Raw genomic sequence first — 18,223 nt, forward strand, 5'->3', positions numbered from 1 at the left:
AAGCGAGCTTTGATAGCTCGCTTTTTGCTTTCTGGAATTTGCGAAATCGTTACAAACAATTGTTGATTGTCTTTGTGTAGTATTGCTCTACATGCCGGTTTCTACCCATGCGCTTGGCCTGATACAGAGCCATGTCTGCTTTATGTAGGCAATCGCTCAAGGTAAGCTTTTGCGTTTGTTGCTGTATGTGCGCAACTCCAATGGACAAAGACAGCCTGTCGGCGCAATGTGATTTTTCATTTGGTAGATTAAATTGATACAACGCTTCTTGTAGGCGAACAATATGATTGTTTACGTGCTCACTGTTGTGAGAGTGCACAATTACAACAAATTCATCACCGCCATACCGATAGACTTTCGCTTCGACACAGCCAAAAAAATCAGAAATGAGGTTAGCGATGCCAACCAAGGTTTCATCGCCTTTAATGTGGCCGTAGTGATCGTTAAATTCTTTATAACAATCAATATCAAACATCAAAACTGACAACTGTTTTGGTGGGTTCAGCATTAAGTCTTCAAAATGAATATCTAACGATTGTCGATTCCATAGCTGGGTTAGATGATCCGTTTGCGATAACTTAGTTAGCTTCTTCCTGTTCAGCTGATTTTCTATGGCAATAGACATGTAGGTTGCTAGTTGCAAAAACAATTCATAGTGATAGGTTTGATATGCGAAGCACTGAATGGACTGCATCGTGAATACGGCTTTTACCTTGCCGTCGATACTTATTGGCGCGAACATGAGGGAGTTATTGTCCTCATGATTGGCCGTGCCATTGAGTAATTGTTGTTTTTTCTCTGCATCCATATTATTGAAATAGAGTGGACGATTTTTGGTGGCACAATATTCAAAAAAAGAAGCTTCATCACCAAACGTCAAAGAGAATGGCTGCTTTATTTCACCCTCATCGTAATAATGCTCGATGTGCATTTGTTGTTTATCTGGGTTGTAGAATGCAATGGCCAACGTATCGATAATAAACAGCCGTGAAAGATCGTTGGTTAATTGCCCAATGATGTCTTTAAAGTTGTCGCATGTACTGATGTACTGGCCAATATTATTGACCATCGATAAATTACTGTTGATGTCTTGTGTCGATTCTAGTTTGAGACGGTCCATATTTAATTGGTAGATTTGTTGTAAATAAGAGGTCTCACGTTCTCTGGAGCTCTGGCGTGCTTTTTGATAAGAATGAAGCAGCAACTCGTAGTTTTTCTGTTTGTCTTTGAAGCTCGATTGCTCGTCCATTCGGCTCAGAAGCAGATCGTTAAAGTCATCTATGAGTTTGTCTGTTCCCACTTGTTTAGCGAGGTTTAGCCCCTCATCTAGGTAAGCATCAAGCCGAGATAACTGATGGGTTTTCAGCAATATATGGCACAGGTCTAGTGTCATTTCCGCTTGATAATATTGATGCTGACAGTTTTTTATCGCATGTATGGCCGCTAAAAATTGCTGCTCTGCTTGGCCATATTGGCCTTGCACTTGAAAGTAGCGACCTTTGGCTTGGTGATAGAAGCTGAGATACCGATCATTCGATTGGATAAGTGGTTCTAGGTGGTTGAACGTTTCTAATGCATTAGACAGTTTGTTGAGCTTAATATAGACATTAGCCACATTAATATGAGAAAGAGTCGAATATTCGTATTGATCTAAGGCTTCGACCAGTGAAATAGCTTTGGTGAAATATTCTAGTGCTTCTGTATTTTTGTCGAGTTGTTCAAGTAGATCACCAATGTTATTTAGTATTAAGGCGTACAAGATGTCATCTTGAAAGTTCTGTATGTTTTCTGCTTTGGTTAAAAACTCGCTCGCATGGAGGTGATCGCCCAACATGCCGAATATGGTACCAATATTAAAATAAGAGAAATGCAATAAGTATTCTTGGTGTGAGCTAGTACAAAGAGCGATACAATCAAAAAATTGCTTCATCGCAGGAATAAGCTCACCGTTACGATATTGAGCGTAGCCCTCGTAAACCGCTTGATATTCCAATGGAACATGGAGGTTATGTTGATTTGCCACTAGGTGTAAGTTCTGCAACTTCTTGAGAACGTCATCGGCACTTACAGTTGTGGGTAAATGGCGGATATCATCGACGAGGTATGACAACCATTTAGCGCTGTTCATCTGTGATTCCTTTCATTCAGATAAGGCGAATTAATGTGCATCAGCGAAAGCTAATTAACTTCCGAGTATAGCAGTGTTTCATAAGACGGCTTAATGAAAACTGTTAAATGCATTAAAAATAGATTTTAACCAATTTGTTTCCTAGTTATGAAAAGGCTAAGCGCTATAAAATTAGCCAAACCGACCATTTTTGAGTGTATTTTGTTCAAACGATACAAAAACGCATAAAATAGGGTTGACGTTGTCGCTCGAATCCGTAAAATCCCATCCCGTACTCAAGACGAACTTACTTATAGTTCTGATGTTTACGGCGGCGTGTTGGCAGAGTGGCTATGCAGCGGATTGCAAATCCGTGGACCTCGGTTCGACTCCGGGACGCGCCTCCACTTGCGATACTAGCTCAGTTGGTAGAGCGCAACCTTGCCAAGGTTGAGGTCATCGGTTCGAACCCGATGTATCGCTCCAAATTATAAGATATGGCGAAAGCGATATCGAAGATGGTGTCTGACCGTTCTCATTGAGAACACATTGGTTAGGAGCATCGCAACAAGTTTGCGTGCCCTGGTGGTGGAATTGGTAGACACAAGGGATTTAAAATCCCTCGGCGTTCGCGCTGTGCCGGTTCAAGTCCGGCCCGGGGCACCATCTATACAAAGTCTGTATTTTAAGTACAGCAATGCGATACTAGCTCAGTTGGTAGAGCGCAACCTTGCCAAGGTTGAGGTCATCGGTTCGAACCCGATGTATCGCTCCAATTTCTCTTAGAAGAAAGTTAAATGCCCAATCAGAAATGATTGGGCATTTTGCTATTTGTTCCATAATTTTCCGCCTTCCGCCTTCCGCCTTCAATATTCTCATCTTTGATACACCGTACTTGTTCCCATAAGCTAAAATAACAGTAAGGCATTATGTGCAGTTGGGAGGCAGTTATGTCGATTACTTCAAAACACACAGGGCCAAATAAGCACTACGACCCAAACTTGGATCTCACTAACGATCAACGTCATCGCTTTACTAGAGTGGCGAACAAGGCCGCGGATCTTCGAGCGCGAAAAAAGGCGCTCTACAAACAGGAACACGACGTTCGCGATGTAGAACATGACCTCGCTGAAGAACCATCTGAAGATCGTAAAACAGATCAACCTAGCTGGTTACGTATCGCGATTTGGAGCGCTGTCATCGGCCTATTGTGGGCTTGGATATTATTCATGACGGGCTGATTCTCCAGAGTTTGAAGTCAGTCCGTTAACATCCGATTTGAAATGCTAATTGTTGATTAATTCAACAATAACTATTGCTGTCTTGAACTATACTTTTGCTAACGGACTTCAATAGGGCAACACGAAATGTTAGATATCAATCAGTATGAGGAAGAAATTCAGCACGAATCTTTAAATGACTTTTTTGACGATTTTAGAGAAGCGCATGAACGTTGTGAGATCATACTGATTGACTTGGAACATACCCCGGGCAGTACAGATTTACTCAACGACCTGTTCAGAGTTGCTCATACCATTAAAGGCAATTTGGTGTACGTTGGCCTCGCATCTATCACGCCGATCATGCAAAGCTTAGAAGATCTACTGGATTACATTCGCAAAGGCTACCTAAATTATGACAGCTTGCTGTGTGACGTTATTTTATTGTCACTAGACCGAACTAAAAAGATGGTAGAAGCAAGAGTCGACGGTAAGCCGCTACCTATGTCGGAAAGTGTCATCAATAGTGTGTGTGAAAACATTACCATGATAGCGGACGTAAGACCGGAAGAGCGGGAGAAGTACGTCAAAAAAATCCTCATCGCGTTAGATCCAAGCGCAGTGATTAAGGAAGATCCGAAATCTGAACAAACCCTCAAATTTAGCCCTGAGTTAGATAACTATCGAGAGCCAGATACGGTTCAATTCAAGCAACTGTCCGAAATGCTGACGGATTATGGCATCGAGCTAGATGAAGATCTTCATTTCTATATGGGTATGGTGACACCGCTTGAAAATCGTAGTCATTATTGGCGCGGGCGTACGGCAAGACAGCTGTTTTTGTGTATGGAAATGAACCGCCTTGCCGGGTACCCAGTGGATAAAACTCAACTTGCTGTTGCCGTGATGCTGCACGACTTAGGCATGTCGTTCATGCCATTGACTATTTTGAATAAAAAGGGGCCGATCACATCGAAAGAGCGCGAGTCTTTGCATAATCACCCAAATTCAGGTTACTTGTTGTTAAACGAATCTGTTCATTGGCATGACGCGGCGGTAATGATCTTGCATCACCATGAACAAGTCGATGGCTCGGGTTACCCAAGCCACCTCTCTCAAGATCAAATCTGTGAGGGGGCTAAAATTCTGAGTATTGCAGATACCTTTGATGCTCGAACACATGAACGCGCACACGTAACCCTATTACGTCGCCCGTTGGTGCGCACTATTGTTGAAATTAACAACTTTAAAGGAACTCAATTTGATGTGAAATGGGTCAACATATTCAACCAGGTTGTTAAGTTACATTTTAAAACTCAATAGGTCATGTACATCAGGTCAAAAGCCCCGACTAGCCTGGTGTAGTGGTGGGTCATTAGGTTGAAAAATATTGGTTTGTTTAACATAGAACTGAGAGGCGATGCATAGGGTCAAAATTTTATTGCGTTGACTATTATTAAAATGTTATTCTCCGCCGCAATCTTGAATGGATTTCATAAAATCTGTTTTTGGGAAACGCACAGTGCCAAGCTGATTGTGACACTGTGTAGGGTAGGTATTAAGCCACACTCCGGCTTAATAGATGGGATGAACAATGCCGTGAATCGGTGTTATGACGGGAAGCCCAACATGAATAATTTTTCTTTGCTTTGCAAGATCAGCTTCGTACTTCCAAACTGCAGTATTATTACTGAGCCTTGATAACACATATCTTTTTTAGCTTTCAAAGCTAACGTATTCCTGTATCTGTCTATTCAGATTTAGGTCTTTGTTACGCGTTGCGTTTAATTCTCATGTGATGGGATAAATGTGCGTATACAAGCTGCATTGCAGCACTTTAAGGTATGACATTATGAGTTCTGTTATTGAACTAGAAACTGCGGTTTCAACCTCTCCATTCGCCACCGATATCCCGACATTCTCGGGTGTATACGACTTAACGCCTGATGCTTTATTGTTAGAACAACAAGAGCATGAGTCTGAAGTTCGCTCGTATCCTCGTCGATTGCCAATCGCCATCAAAAAGGCGCACGGTGTGTTGATCGAAGATACTCGCGGTCAGTTGTTTCTTGATTGCCTCGCGGGGGCAGGAACCTTAGTTTTAGGGTATAACCACGCTGAGATCAATCAAGCGTTAAAAGACCAATTAGATGCGGGGTTACCGTATCAAACCCTTGATATCACCACCCACGCTAAAGATACCTTTATTAAGCGTGTGAAAGCATTCTTACCACAAGATTTTGCTGCCAACTCTGCCATTCAATTCTGTGGCCCATCAGGCGCCGATGCGGTTGAAGCGGCGATTAAGCTTGCAAAACAAACCACCGGCAGAAACACCATGTTTGCTTTCCGTGGTGCTTACCATGGTATGACTAATGGCACCATGGGGATGATGGGCAACACGGGCACAAAAGAGCGCCGTACTGGCTTGATGTCTGACGTGCACTTTATGCCGTTCCCTTACAGTTTACGTTGCCCATTTGGCTTGGGTGGTGATGAAGGTGCTAAAGCAAGCATTCGTTACATAGATCGTCTGTTAAATGATGACGAAGCCGGCATCATGAAACCGGCTGCGATTGTGGTTGAGCCTGTGCAAGGCGAGGGCGGTGTAATTCCCGCTCCAGCATTTTGGCTAAAAGAGCTTCGTCGCATTTGTGATGAACATGGCATTCTACTGATCTTTGATGAGATTCAATGTGGTGTTGGTAAAACGGGCCATAACTTTGCATTTGAAGAAGCCGGCGTTTTTCCTGATATTTTATGTTTATCAAAAGCCATTGGCGGCGGACTGCCAATGTCACTTTTGGTGTTTAACAAGAAGATTGATACTTGGAAAGCGGGTGAACACACAGGCACATTCCGAGGCAACCAACTTGCTATGGTGTCGGGTGCAAAAGCACTGGAGATCATTGAGCGTGATAACCTGGTTGAACACGCTAATGTGGCGGGTCAATATCTGCGGATGGGTCTTGAAAGCATTGCTAAGCGCGTAAACTGTATTGCAGATGTTCGTGGTAAAGGCCTGATGCTTGGCTTAGAAGTTGTTAATGCTAACGGTGAGAAAAACAAATTTGGTGAACCTGCCTCAGATGGTGAACTGACCCTTGCTATTCAACGAGCAGCACTTGAGCGTGGCTTGATGGTTGAGAAAGGCGGCCGTGATGGGTCGGTTATTCGTTTTCTGCCACCGATCATCATTTCATTTGAGCAAATCGATTTTGCTCTTCGTGTAATGGAAGAGGCTATTGTTGCTGCTGGTGGTGGTGTTAAAGCTTCTCAACCTATTCACGAACAATGGAAAAAACACTTCATTCAAACCGGTGAACATGGCGCTGATGAGTTTTCAGCGGTAATGAATCACACAACTTCCGCAATGAAGCAATTGTTCGAGCAAGTCGATAAGCCATACTCTGCGATGGAACCAAACTTGCTGGAATCACTCATCCAGTCAGTGGATCTTGATTCGAGCAACATGAGTTTGCAACAAATTATCTCAGAAACCACGGATTTAGTGGCTAAGAATTCTATTTTTACTCAGCACCCGAATTGCATTGCGCATTTACACACGCCACCTTTAATGCCAGCAATCGCCGCTGAAGCGATGATTGCAGCCTTGAATCAATCTATGGACTCGTGGGACCAAGCGTCTTCAGCGACGTATGTTGAGCAGCGCGTGGTGGATTGGCTGTGTGACAAATACGAACTGGGCGCAGATGCCGACGGTATTTTTACTAGCGGTGGTACTCAGAGTAACCAAATGGGCTTGCTACTGGCCCGAGATTGGATTGCTGATAAACTCAGTGGTCACTCGATTCAAAAACTGGGCTTACCTGAATACGCCTCGAAATTGCGAATTATTTGTTCTAAAAAGTCGCATTTTACGGTGCAAAAATCCGCATCTTGGATGGGGCTTGGTGAGCAATCCGTTCTTACTGTTGATACCAACAGTAACGGCACAATGGACAGCACTCAACTAGAGAATGTTGTCGCACAAGCTAAAGCGGAAGGGCTCATCCCATTTGCTATCGTTGGTACAGCAGGCACCACGGATCACGGTGCGATTGATGACTTGAATAGTATTGCCGATGTGGCAGAGCGTCACGATTTGTGGATGCACGTCGATGGTGCTTATGGTGGGGCTCTTATCTTAAGCAGCCACAAAAACCGTTTGGCTGGCATCGAAAAAGCCGATTCTTTGAGCGTTGACTTCCACAAGTTGTTTTATCAAACGATCAGTTGTGGCGCGGTGCTGCTTAAAGATAAAGCGAACTTCAAGTACTTGTTACATCATGCGGATTATCTTAACCGTGAACATGATGAACTGCCGAACTTGGTCGATAAATCTGTTGCTACCACCAAGCGCTTTGACGCGTTGAAAGTCTTCATGACGATGCAGAGTGTTGGGCCTGATGCGCTTGGCGAAATGTACGACCATTTGATTGAGCAAACCGTCGACGTCGCTAAGCTTGTTAAGGCGCACAGCAACTTCGAATTGTTGGCAGAACCATCGTTATCAACGGTGTTGTTCCGCTGCAATCATCAAGAAGCCCGCGATCTGGATAAGCTAAACCAGGCTGTGCGTGTTGAAGCCTTAGTTCGAGGCATTGCCGTACTTGGCGAAACCACAGTAGAGGGCAACTCAGCGCTCAAATTTACAATACTGAATCCTTGTCTGGCTCTGTCGGACTTTGAAAATCTACTAAATCAAATTGATATACTGGCTCTAGAGCTAGAAAAATAAAGGTATAAATCATGGCAGTTCTTCAAATTGGCGCAGGTGGCGTTGGTTGGGTAGTCGCGCATAAAGCGGCACAAAATAACGAAGTTTTAGGCGACATTACGATTGCGTCTCGCACGATCGCGAAATGTGAAAAAATCATCACATCGATCAAAGGTAAAAACAACCTTAAAGATCCGTCTAAAAAGCTAGAGGCTCGTTCGGTTGACGCTGATGATGTTGACGCTTTGGTTGCGTTGATCAAGGAAGTAAAGCCTGATCTCGTTATCAATGCTGGTCCTCCTTGGGTAAACATAACCATCATGGAAGCGTGTCTGCAAGCGAAAGTGTCGTACTTAGATACATCTGTCGCGGTAGACCTTTGTTCTGAAGGGCAACAAGTACCACAAGCTTACGATTGGCAGTGGGAATTCCGTGACAAGTTTAAAGAAGCGGGCATCACCGGTATTTTGGGGGCAGGCTTTGATCCTGGCGTTGTGTCGGTGTTTGCTGCTTACGCAGTGAAGCACTTGTTCGATGAAATCGACACCATCGATGTAATGGACGTAAACGCAGGCGATCATGGTAAGAAATTTGCTACTAACTTTGACCCAGAAACCAACATGCTTGAGATCCAAGGCGACTCTTTCTATTGGGAAAACCAAGAGTGGAAACAAGTGGCTTGTCATTCTCGTATGCTGGAATTTGATTTTCCTAACTGTGGTTCTCATAAAGTGTACTCAATGGCACACGATGAAGTACGCTCTATGCAAGAATTCATCCCAGCGAAGCGCATCGAATTCTGGATGGGTTTTGGTGATGCCTACCTTAACTACTTTAATTGTATGCGCGATATCGGCCTATTAAGCCCAGATCCGCTTACTTTGCATGACGGCACGGTTGTTCAACCATTGCATGTGCTTAAAGCTCTGCTTCCTGATCCAACATCATTAGCACCTGGTTACACGGGTTTAACGTGTATCGGTACTTGGGTTCAAGGCAAGAAAGACGGCAAAGAACGCAGTGTGTTCATCTATAACAATGCCGACCACGAAGTCGCTTATGAAGACGTCGAGCACCAAGCCATTTCTTACACGACGGGCGTACCTGCTATTACCGCAGCATTACAGTTCTTCCGCGGTGAGTGGGCTGATAAGGGCGTATTCAACATGGAACAGCTAGACCCAGATCCGTTCCTAGCGACTATGCCAGAAATTGGTCTAGATTGGCATGTGCAGGAACTAGAGCCGGGTCAGCCGGATATTAAGGTGCTTAAGTAGAAGTACTAAGTACGAAGAACTAAAAGCGAAGTGCTTGTCACTTCGCGCATAGAGTTTAGTACTTAGCTTTTTCCGTGGCTTTGTTCCATATTAAAGAGATGAATGATGACTCAGCATTCCTTAAAAACCCCTTACTTCATGATTGATGAAGCTAAGCTGGTGGCGAATCTTGAAAAAGCGAAGCAGCTAAAAGAGATTTCTGGCGTAAAACTTGTTTTGGCCCTTAAGTGTTTCTCTACTTGGGGTGTGTTTGACATCATCAAGCCATACTTAGATGGCACAACAAGCAGTGGTCCTTATGAAGTAAAGCTGGGCCACGAGACGTTTGGTGGTGAAACTCATGCTTATAGCGTGGGTTACAGTGAAGATGATGTAAAAGAAGTAGCAAGTATTTGTGACAAATTGATTTTTAACTCTCAATCTCAACTCGCAGCGCACCGTCATTTAGTAGAAAGGAAAGCTTCTATTGGCCTACGCCTCAATCCTGGTGTGAGTTATGCGGGGCAAGATTTAGCCAACCCAGCACGCCAGTTCTCCCGTTTAGGTGTGCAAGCGGATCACATTCAACCGGAAGTGTTCGAAACCCTTGATGGTGTGATGTTCCACATGAATTGTGAAAACAAAGACGTGGATGCATTTATCGGTTTGCTTGATGCTATTTCCGATCAGTTTGGTCATCATCTAGATAAGCTTGATTGGGTGAGTTTAGGTGGCGGCGTATTCTTTACGTGGGCGGGTTACGATATTGAAAAACTGGGTAACTCCTTAAAAGCATTCTCTGCTAAACATGGTATTCAACTATATCTAGAGCCTGGCGAAGCCATCATCACTCAAACAACGGACTTAGTCGTTACTGTGGTAGATATCGTTGAAAACGGGATGAAAACCGCAATTGTCGATTCAGCTACAGAAGCGCACCGCTTGGATACATTAATCTACGACGAACCTGCTTCTATTTTAGAAGCAAGTGAACAAGGTAAACATGAGTACGTGATTGGCTCTTGTTCATGCCTAGCGGGTGACCAGTTCTGCGTGACAAGCTTTGATAAGCCGTTAGAGATAGGCCAAAGACTTCACATTATGGATAGCGCAGGCTATACAATGGTGAAATTAAATTGGTTTAACGGATTGAAGATGCCTTCTATTTACTGCCAACGCAGCGATGGTGAAGTGCAGTTGCTTAATGAATTCGGCTATGAAGACTTTAAGCGTTCGTTGTCACAGTGGGCTGTGAAATAGCAGGATGCGATAAACGTTCAGAAGATCAATAAGGCAGCTCGTCTGCCTTTTTTCCTATATGATCTGGTGCTATGTAGCAATTAAACTTGACCGCTTTAATAGACTGATAACCTAACATGCGAGCTTTACATACTCGATGCATACCATCCATTACTCGTCCTTTATGGCAAAGAATGATTGGGTAGGCCATATCAGCATTATTAATGAGCTTTGCATGCTCAAGTACGTTGTTACAAGTAGGCTTTGCTCCGCCCAAGTCATACCAAAACTCTTCGTCTAGCTCCTGTACCTGCGACAACGGTATTTCGATAACGCTGAGATCTTTTGATAGTTCAATAAGGCGGAAAACGTCCCAAGACATAAGCCCTTGCGAAGAGTTTCTAAAGTGATATTGCTGTCGCATATGATAGCCTTTTTTATCTGATTGATTTGATCTCACAATCAATATCTATATTTACTCATAAACCACCCCTTGATGCTTTAGCCAACCGTGCTCATGATGATTACGCGGGTCTTTGTGAGTCCAGTGGATTACGCCACCTTTTTGATTCCATTCATACTCTCCGTAAAACTCGATGGTATCTCCAACTCGTATACCTGAGATCCTTGGCGCCAAGTCAATGTTATGCGCGACCAATAACGTTTGACGATTATCCAATTTTAAAATGAATTTCTGGTGTCGAGATCCTTTGTTATCGTCAGGAAGTATGCGGGTGACTGTGCCGATTCCGTGGATTTGTACATCACTTTTCTGATTTTCGTAGGCATGTTGTAGTTCATAATCGTTTGCCCAAACTGGCGGGCAAAAAACATAAAATAGCGAGAGCAAAGCTGTGAGTAACTGTTTCATTTTCAATCACATCCGGTGTTAAAGAAATCGAAATTCATTCAAAGTCCATATCCTACCATAATAATAGTCAAGTTGCATATTGAGGGGTTTAACGTTTTGAAAGCGTTTTGAAAGGACACACGCCTTAAGAATGAAAAAAGCATGAAGGTTCGCGCGATTGCTAGCACGTCTATTGCTTGCTTATTTCATCGAATAAATAAATGCTTCATGATTGCGCCTATCGAACACAGAGATAAAGGCCACATCATGACCACTGCACGCAGTCAATTAGTCGATTTGAACATCACACCCTACTATCATTGCGTTTCTCGGTGTGTTCGCCGCTGCTTCTTGTGTGGTGACGATGAACTGACAGGTAAAAGTTATCACCATCGCAGAGACTGGATTGAGAAGAAAATGTACGCTTTGTCCGCAATATATTGCATTGATATATGCAGTTACGCAATCATGAGTAACCATTATCATTTGGTGGTTCATGTGGATAAAAATGAAGCCAAACAGCTTAGCCTTTCCGATGTGGTAATGCGTTGGGAGAAGGCCCATAAGTTGCCCGTTATTATTGCTCGTTGGCAAGAAGGGACGTTAGTTAGCAAAGCAGAGCGAGACGCGTGTGAATTGATTATTGAGCAATGGCGCTCACGGCTATTTGATCTAAGTTGGTTCATGAAAGAACTCAATCATGGGATCGCGTGCCAAGCCAATAAAGAGGACAACTGTACGGGACATTTTTGGGAAAGTCGCTTCAAAAGCCAAGCGCTATTAGATGAATCTGCCCTCGCAGCCGCAATGGTATATGTAGATTTAAACCCAGTGCGCGCAGGTGTTGCCAAAACACTCGAGACATCCGACTTTACCTCCATCAAACATCGCTTAAAATCGTTAGAGCGAAATCAACGAACAACCCCAGGGCTAGCCGTGTTCATTGGTAACTCAAGTCATGAATCGGTAAAAGGTATTCCATTTCGTTTAATCGACTATATTGAATTGGTTGACTGGAGCGGTAGGCAGCATCGAAATGATAAAGCTATGATCGGATGGGAAACTCCGCCTATTTTAGAACGTATTTCCGTCAATCAAATGCAATGGTTAAAAGCCTGCTCGACACTTGAACGTAAACGAGCCAGTCACGTCGGCAGGACTATTAGTATGCAATGTCTTCAAGGTCGCTATAAGCGAGTGAATGGGTTTCATTTAGATCAATAATCGCTCCCCAAATACTGCAACAGGTAAGAAATACATCCTATTTAGCCTAAGAATGATTCCTTAGCCTTTAATGAACTACTCAATGGGCTTGAGTTTCTTCCTGCCCATCTTGCAATTGTTAATTTAAGTTACATACCTTCCCCAAAAATGTCTCCTGTTACTGCTGATGTGCCAATGCATTAGAGTTAAATGAATTAAAGCGACTGTCCCAACAACTACTCGGTCTGTATTACTAAAATAGAGGGGCGTGGGAAGGCTTTTGAAGCGTGTGTCCTTTCAAAAAAAGAGTTTTAAAGCGTGTGTCCTTTTAAAAAGAGAGCGTTGGAAGTTTAGGTCCAACGCGCTTTGTTCAAATAGTGACGTGAGTATGGGCCTCAATATTTTGGTTAGTTGACTTTGTCCCAAGCGGATGACCAATGAGAGCCCGTTGCTGGTTCAAATTGGGTTGCACTTTCAGACCACTGAACGCAATAACCGGAATATGGGAACACTTTACATTGATAGATGTGACCGTCACTGGCAAGCACCTTGGTTCCTTCGGTATATGTTTCTAGACCGTTAGGGAAGACGAAATCGTACTCGCCTTCTGGCGGTGTTTGGGATTCTTTCAAGTGGAAATCTTGAGTGTTCTGATCCAGTACATTGCCTTCGGTATCCTTAGTGACGATGACCAACATGTGATGGCCAGGTTGTGAATCGGTCAAAGTGAGTTGAACACTCTTAGTTTCGCCATCAGCCATTTTTGATACATGTGAAGCAAGTGGTACTCGGTGGTGGTTAAACACAGTGAGTTCAGCTTGGAGATCTCCCATCGCAGTTAAGGTGAGATCTAGTTGTGTTGGCCTTTCTGAAATCACATATTGATCTTCTAGGCCAGAAACGGACAAGCTATAATCCGGCGTTGGGGTATCAATGTGATAGCCGATTTCTACACGAGTTAACCCTGAGCCCTTTTTCAGATAAATTGGGTTAACGCCATAGGTTGGATCAAAGCCGTTATCGGAATTGATTTGTCCCGCTTGCATCAGGATTTGTTGCTGGTTTATCTTGGTGGCAAGCCCATGAGACCAGTTATTTGGCTCTCCTTGTTCTGCTGTTTCGATCTTAAATTCGGTTCGGTACGCAGGGTTTTCACCTGATTGGTCGAAGACTCGTGTATAGACGGAATCCCCAACGTTGAGTGGCATACTTGGATTGATTTGACCACCTTGTTGCCAGTCAGGGAACACAGGTTGATCGCCATCGAATTGAACGTCAATAACGTTGTAAAAAGATGCGGCGGTATCGCCTACATCCCATACGGCTAAGATTACCTGGTAGCCTTCACGAGCGGGCACTTGGCATTGATGACTGACCAATTTAGGTGGTTGAACCATATTGCCTTCGACCACGCAAAATGGGTTTAAATCAAAAGAGCCTCGAGCTAACGGTTGATTGGGATTCCAGTTTGGCTTGGTAATGTAGTATTTCCAATCCTTGGTGACGTGGTTAGCAGTAAACGTCCATTCAAAGTTTTGCGTGCCCGATTGAATCGGACGTTTCACCCAGCGACTTGCGGTCTGTTCATCGAGAGACGCTGCTAACGAAGATTGTGCACTGGCGATTTTGCCATCTGCAGGGCCCGTGGTAGGGAACCCATCAGGACCTTCAACACTTTGAGGTTCATATTGAATCGCCCCACAATGGGTGTTTTTTTGTTGGGTATCATTGGCTGGGAATTTACACAGCGCAACGCGGCTTTCTGCTACACCCCCTTGGTAGGATGAGACGTAACCGTGGCCAAAACTTGTGCTACTGACCCCAAGGAGTGCAATGCAATGATGGATTTACGAGGGAGTTGATTCATCATTTGTCTTTATTCCTTTTATTTGACAAAAAAGATGACACCCCGGCACGCTATACACTTAATCGTATTAAGTGGCGGCCCCGCTATCATAGATACGTGAATATCGACAGACCGGAAGCTTTGCGTCCTATTCTTTCAAATAGTTTGCCAGAAGTGCTGTGAGCCATTGAAATGTAATCAATGAAAACAGCCTGTGCGATAGGTTCGGATAAAATCTGGAATGCTTTTCTCTATTCCCTGTTAGAGAATGTTGTTTTGTTTAATGCTGAGCCAAAAAGCTGGAAAGTAATATGAAAAGAACTTTATTGAGATGGAGAGGTGTGAAGATCGGTCAATAGGGCTGTTGTTCGGATGATGACCTAGTATAAAAGCGTTAAACACGCAGCGCATGTTGTCTATCGCTTGATAGGTTTGGATGGTTTAACTAATGAAACCAACCACCCGCATTGAAGCGGGTGAGGTGTAGGAGTATGACTTGAGTAACCCTCTAAGATATGATCTTTAAAAGATATTAGCCTAAATTACTTAGCCCTCAAGAATAACGCGCGTATCTTCGCTCAGTGACTCAAGTTCGTCTGTGATGTCTTTGATACCCGTTTGGGCAGGTAAACGCAGTGCAATGGTAGAGCTGAATAAACTAGAGCTTACGCCGCCACCCCCTGCAATGAAAACGCGATGGCAATCCATATCAAGAATGTTGACACCTTGCCCGTCCAATACGTGGGTAATTTCGTTCACAATACCTGCTCGGTCGTTAGCATCCACACGTAAGTGGTAAATACTTTCTTTGTCGTGAGCGGAGCTGTCGGCTTCTGCAAATTGAACCATGAGAGCAGGATTGCTACTGAAAGCGTCTTTGACAACTTGTTCATTTTCCTTAGGTAACTGAATCTTAATTACAGCCGCGACTTGGTGCTCAATAAAATTGACTTTACTGATCAGCCATTTCCCGTCGTGTTCGTGGGTTACCGCAGCGAGCTGCTTGATGGTGGAAGGGGACGCTTTACCGACAAAATTTACAATGAATGTGGTGTTCATAGATATTCCCTCCATTTAGGAAACAGTTGTGGCACGTAATGTTTACTTAAGTAGATGATTTTATGTAATAACGACACTACAACCAGTGTAGAAGTTGTGGGAGAAGATTGTTTGACAGGGGTCTATTTTTTGCAATACACCGCTTTTTGACTTCAAAGAATTGAGTAGAAACTTGGAAAGGAAGCAGAACAGTAGAGGGGCGAGTAATAGGACTGAAAGCAAAAAGCGAAGTATTAAGTTCAAATAAGAACCGAACACCTCGCCACTGATCTTAATCTTAGCCTTTAGTGCTTAGCCTTTAGTACTTAGCTTTTAGTACTTAGCTTTTAGTACTTAGCTTTTAGCACTTCACCTTAGCACTTCATCAGAACGTTATAGTCAAATCTAAGCCATAAAACTGACGGTCATAGACTTGGTATGGGTTGATGATTTTGTCTGCCTCAGTTTGGTATCCCGTCCACGGTTGCGAGCGGAAATTAAGGTTGGCGTCGCCACCCCATGCATCCGTTACCCAATAGTGGATATGTCCAACAGGGTTTAAGAAAAACAACGATACATCGCCCATGGTCTCAGAACCCATTACTTCGCCACCGTTAGCAACAATGTTTTGTTCGCCTGTGAACATCATTTCACCGACTACGGCACCGAAAAATGGCGTGATAAATAAATCTTGCCAAGATGGTATTTCTGCAAATGACTCAACACCAAACTCCCAAAATACGGCAGACATAGTGAATGAGTACAAAAATGACTCAAATTCATTAAAGCCCGCGTGGCGGCCGGCAGTGTAGTAAACACCACCAAAATATGGGTGCATGATGTAGTTAAGAATATGTTCATCGCGATCCCACACAGGGCCACCAGAGACGTTTTCTTTCCATTTTGAGCCTAGATTTGATAAATCTCGATCTTCGGCATCCCACTTGGTAATGCTTTCTGGTAAAACGGTCATAATGCCGACAGTTGCAATACTGAGACCCAAAATTGTGTATGTTTGTTCTCTTAGGTATTCCCAATCCTTTTCTTTAAGGGCATATAAGTGCGGTGGCTGCACAGATGATGCTTCTAGCTTCTCATTTTTGTGATCTTCATAGCTAAGAGAAACAGGAATCGAGTCAATACCTGAAATAAGGCTATAGTTTTTTGCCTCATAGTCGATAGTATGACTAGAAAAATCATCTTTAAAATCAAAGTTTAAATTGGCTGCGTGTGCAGATGTGGAACACGCCAACAAAATCGCAGTCAAAGGTTTTAAGTGCACAAACGGCTCCAATCAAAAAACAAGCTATGTAAGGTGGATATTATTCGCTTAACAAATCATAGATGCAAATGATTTATGGGTTAATGTCTTGTAAATTAGTTAGAATTGGAAAGTTAAAATGCAATTGGGGTAACTTTTAACCAGTTGAATTTCGGGTTTAATATTAAATCAATTCATTCGAACTCAGGTGGAGAATGAATGATTATAAGGTTGCAATAATGTTAAAAATAGCAATGCTTAGCACCGGAGAAGAAGTATTACACGGTGATATTGTTGATACCAATGCGGCGTGGTTATCAGAGCAGTTTTATCGCCATGGTTTACAGTTGACGTATCGCAGTACGGTTGGTGACCAACTTGAAAGCTTGGTCAATGAATTCTCTTACTTAAGTCATGATTATGACATCGTGATAGTGAACGGTGGCTTAGGTCCGACGACCGATGATCTGTCTTCTGCCGCGGCCGCACAGACCGCTAAACAGTCGTTAGTGTTGTTTCAGTCTTGGTTGACGGAAATGGAACAAAAGTTCAGCTCACGCGGCCTAGAGATGCCAGACAGCAACTTGAAACAAGCAATGCTGCCTGAACGAGCCAAAATTATAGATAACCCAGTAGGGACGGCGTGTGGCTTTAGTTTAGAGATAAATCAAGCCAAGTTTCTGTTTACTCCAGGTGTGCCTAGTGAGTTTAAGCACATGGTGTCTGAGCAGATTATCCCGCATTTGTTGGAACAACATCCCAACATCTTACCAAATGAATGCAGCCGTATTTATACATTTGGCCTGTCTGAATCCGGTATATCGGACAAACTAGATTTACTTCGCTTACCTGATGGCTATGAGCTTGGCTACCGCTCTTACTTACCGTTTATTGAAGTGAAGTTGTTTGGACCAATGGCAGACATGGAAACGCGCATTAAACTACTTCATATCATTTATGGGCATCTGCAAGACAACGTTGTCAGCGTCGATGAACCGATGATCGCAAATGTAGGCGGCTTGTTGAATGAGCGCCAAGCGACCTTATCCATTGCTGAGCAAGCCAGTGGTGGCTATTTGACAAGCTGGGCTCACGATGACGACATACTTGCCACTCACCTCAAGCAGAGCTGGGTAATGAATGCAGCTTTAAGCGAAAGTATTGTTGAACAAGATCCATTAGCGGCAGCATTGGCCCTTGCGGCTGCCACCAGGGAAAACGGTAAGGCCCATTTTGGTCTGTCTTCTGGTGTCGCTAAAGATGGGGCATTTGCTATTGCGCTATCGACCGCAGAGGGTGAGTGGGGGCAGGTGTTCTCGTTTGGCCGTGACTACAACAAAAAAGCCCAAAGGAAATTAGTTTCGGCAGTTATGCTGGATATGTTAAGACGTCACCTAGAAGGTAAACCGATGTTTGGTAGCTATGGCTCACTGCATAGACAAAAAGAACTGTATGTGCCAGCGTCTGCTCTCTAAAAAATAGT

12 protein-coding genes, 4 tRNA genes, 1 pseudogene and 1 riboswitch are annotated in these 18,223 nt (G+C 43.6%); of the genes and pseudogenes, 11 read left to right on the forward strand and 6 right to left on the reverse strand.

All coding sequences use genetic code 11. The features are described from left to right. Positions 1–49: 49 nt before the first annotated feature. A complete protein-coding gene (locus QWZ04_RS06210; RefSeq protein WP_290326051.1) occupies positions 50–2,128 on the reverse strand; it encodes a GGDEF domain-containing protein in 2,079 nt (692 codons plus the stop codon). Positions 2,129–2,440: 312 nt separating this feature from the next. Between QWZ04_RS06210 and QWZ04_RS06215 the strand changes: the two genes are divergently transcribed. From QWZ04_RS06215 to nspC, 9 genes are all read left to right on the forward strand, one after another. After that, positions 2,441–2,514, forward strand: a tRNA-Cys gene (locus tag QWZ04_RS06215). A 3-nt stretch (positions 2,515–2,517) separates the two neighbouring features. Then, positions 2,518–2,593, forward strand: a tRNA-Gly gene (locus QWZ04_RS06220). A 93-nt stretch (positions 2,594–2,686) separates the two neighbouring features. Then, positions 2,687–2,773: transfer RNA gene (locus tag QWZ04_RS06225), tRNA-Leu, on the forward strand. A gap of 33 nt (positions 2,774–2,806) precedes the next feature. Continuing rightward, positions 2,807–2,882, forward strand: a tRNA-Gly gene (locus tag QWZ04_RS06230). A gap of 175 nt (positions 2,883–3,057) precedes the next feature. Beyond that, on the forward strand, positions 3,058–3,348 hold the full coding sequence (locus QWZ04_RS06235; RefSeq protein WP_290326053.1) for a hypothetical protein: 291 nt from the start codon (positions 3,058–3,060) through the stop codon (positions 3,346–3,348). A gap of 126 nt (positions 3,349–3,474) precedes the next feature. Beyond that, positions 3,475–4,650, forward strand: coding sequence for an HD domain-containing phosphohydrolase (locus QWZ04_RS06240; protein ID WP_290326054.1), 1,176 nt, complete (start codon positions 3,475–3,477; stop codon positions 4,648–4,650). Between the two features lie 529 nt (positions 4,651–5,179). Then, complete coding sequence (locus QWZ04_RS06245; protein WP_290326056.1) at positions 5,180–8,068, forward strand: pyridoxal phosphate-dependent class III aminotransferase; 2,889 nt, start codon at positions 5,180–5,182, stop codon at positions 8,066–8,068. An 11-nt stretch (positions 8,069–8,079) separates the two neighbouring features. After that, a complete protein-coding gene (locus QWZ04_RS06250; RefSeq protein WP_290326058.1) occupies positions 8,080–9,324 on the forward strand; it encodes a carboxynorspermidine synthase in 1,245 nt (414 codons plus the stop codon). Between the two features lie 105 nt (positions 9,325–9,429). Next, entirely contained in the window at positions 9,430–10,563 is a 1,134-nt protein-coding gene (gene nspC, locus QWZ04_RS06255) for a carboxynorspermidine decarboxylase (protein WP_290326211.1), read from the forward strand. A gap of 25 nt (positions 10,564–10,588) precedes the next feature. Here the strand turns inward: nspC and QWZ04_RS06260 are convergent, their stop codons facing one another. Together QWZ04_RS06260 and QWZ04_RS06265 are read right to left on the reverse strand one after the other, a co-directional pair. Next, positions 10,589–10,966 carry a ParB N-terminal domain-containing protein gene (locus tag QWZ04_RS06260; protein ID WP_290326060.1) on the reverse strand — a complete coding sequence of 126 codons (378 nt, stop codon included), beginning with the start codon at positions 10,964–10,966 and terminating at the stop codon, positions 10,589–10,591. 51 nt (positions 10,967–11,017) lie between these two features. Then, the gene (locus QWZ04_RS06265; RefSeq protein WP_290326062.1) at positions 11,018–11,413 is read right to left on the reverse strand and encodes a DUF3465 domain-containing protein; all 396 of its coding nucleotides are present in this window, start codon (positions 11,411–11,413) and stop codon (positions 11,018–11,020) included. A gap of 246 nt (positions 11,414–11,659) precedes the next feature. Between QWZ04_RS06265 and QWZ04_RS06270 the strand changes: the two genes are divergently transcribed. Beyond that, entirely contained in the window at positions 11,660–12,616 is a 957-nt protein-coding gene (locus QWZ04_RS06270) for a transposase (protein WP_435433589.1), read from the forward strand. 386 nt (positions 12,617–13,002) lie between these two features. On the opposite strand, the pseudogene gbpA reads toward QWZ04_RS06270, so the two are convergent. The 3 genes and pseudogenes from gbpA to QWZ04_RS06285 form a co-directional block, all read right to left on the reverse strand. Then, positions 13,003–14,462 (reverse strand): annotated as a pseudogene (gene gbpA, locus QWZ04_RS06275) (N-acetylglucosamine-binding protein GbpA). 70 nt (positions 14,463–14,532) lie between these two features. Continuing rightward, positions 14,533–14,621, reverse strand: a riboswitch (cyclic di-GMP riboswitch). 366 nt (positions 14,622–14,987) lie between these two features. Continuing rightward, positions 14,988–15,500 (reverse strand): glycine cleavage system transcriptional repressor, encoded by a 513-nt coding sequence (locus tag QWZ04_RS06280; protein ID WP_290326064.1) that lies wholly within the window; start codon positions 15,498–15,500, stop codon positions 14,988–14,990. A gap of 364 nt (positions 15,501–15,864) precedes the next feature. Beyond that, positions 15,865–16,761, reverse strand: coding sequence for a DUF3943 domain-containing protein (locus QWZ04_RS06285; RefSeq protein WP_290326065.1), 897 nt, complete (start codon positions 16,759–16,761; stop codon positions 15,865–15,867). A 218-nt stretch (positions 16,762–16,979) separates the two neighbouring features. Here QWZ04_RS06285 and QWZ04_RS06290 point away from each other — a divergent pair, with 218 nt between their 5' ends. Beyond that, positions 16,980–18,215, forward strand: a complete 1,236-nt coding sequence (locus QWZ04_RS06290) for a CinA family nicotinamide mononucleotide deamidase-related protein (protein WP_290326067.1) — start codon at positions 16,980–16,982, stop codon at positions 18,213–18,215. Positions 18,216–18,223 lie beyond the last annotated feature (8 nt).

Origin of the sequence: Vibrio tapetis subsp. quintayensis (assembly GCF_030409945.1) — a bacterium.
GTDB classification, from domain to species: domain Bacteria; phylum Pseudomonadota; class Gammaproteobacteria; order Enterobacterales; family Vibrionaceae; genus Vibrio; species Vibrio quintayensis.

Bases quoted from the DNA above. Each gene is read 5' to 3' on its own strand.
- QWZ04_RS06290 (WP_290326067.1), top strand. From the start codon at position 16,980: ATGTTAAAAATAGCAATGCTTAGCACCGGAGAAGAAGTATTACACGGT.
- QWZ04_RS06270 (WP_435433589.1), top strand. From the start codon at position 11,660: ATGACCACTGCACGCAGTCAATTAGTCGATTTGAACATCACACCCTAC.
- QWZ04_RS06240 (WP_290326054.1), top strand. From the start codon at position 3,475: ATGTTAGATATCAATCAGTATGAGGAAGAAATTCAGCACGAATCTTTA.
- QWZ04_RS06265 (WP_290326062.1), bottom strand. From the start codon at position 11,413: ATGAAACAGTTACTCACAGCTTTGCTCTCGCTATTTTATGTTTTTTGC.
- QWZ04_RS06210 (WP_290326051.1), bottom strand. From the start codon at position 2,128: ATGAACAGCGCTAAATGGTTGTCATACCTCGTCGATGATATCCGCCAT.
- QWZ04_RS06280 (WP_290326064.1), bottom strand. From the start codon at position 15,500: ATGAACACCACATTCATTGTAAATTTTGTCGGTAAAGCGTCCCCTTCC.
- QWZ04_RS06245 (WP_290326056.1), top strand. From the start codon at position 5,180: ATGAGTTCTGTTATTGAACTAGAAACTGCGGTTTCAACCTCTCCATTC.
- QWZ04_RS06260 (WP_290326060.1), bottom strand. From the start codon at position 10,966: ATGCGACAGCAATATCACTTTAGAAACTCTTCGCAAGGGCTTATGTCT.
- QWZ04_RS06235 (WP_290326053.1), top strand. From the start codon at position 3,058: ATGTCGATTACTTCAAAACACACAGGGCCAAATAAGCACTACGACCCA.
- nspC (WP_290326211.1), top strand. From the start codon at position 9,430: ATGACTCAGCATTCCTTAAAAACCCCTTACTTCATGATTGATGAAGCT.
- QWZ04_RS06250 (WP_290326058.1), top strand. From the start codon at position 8,080: ATGGCAGTTCTTCAAATTGGCGCAGGTGGCGTTGGTTGGGTAGTCGCG.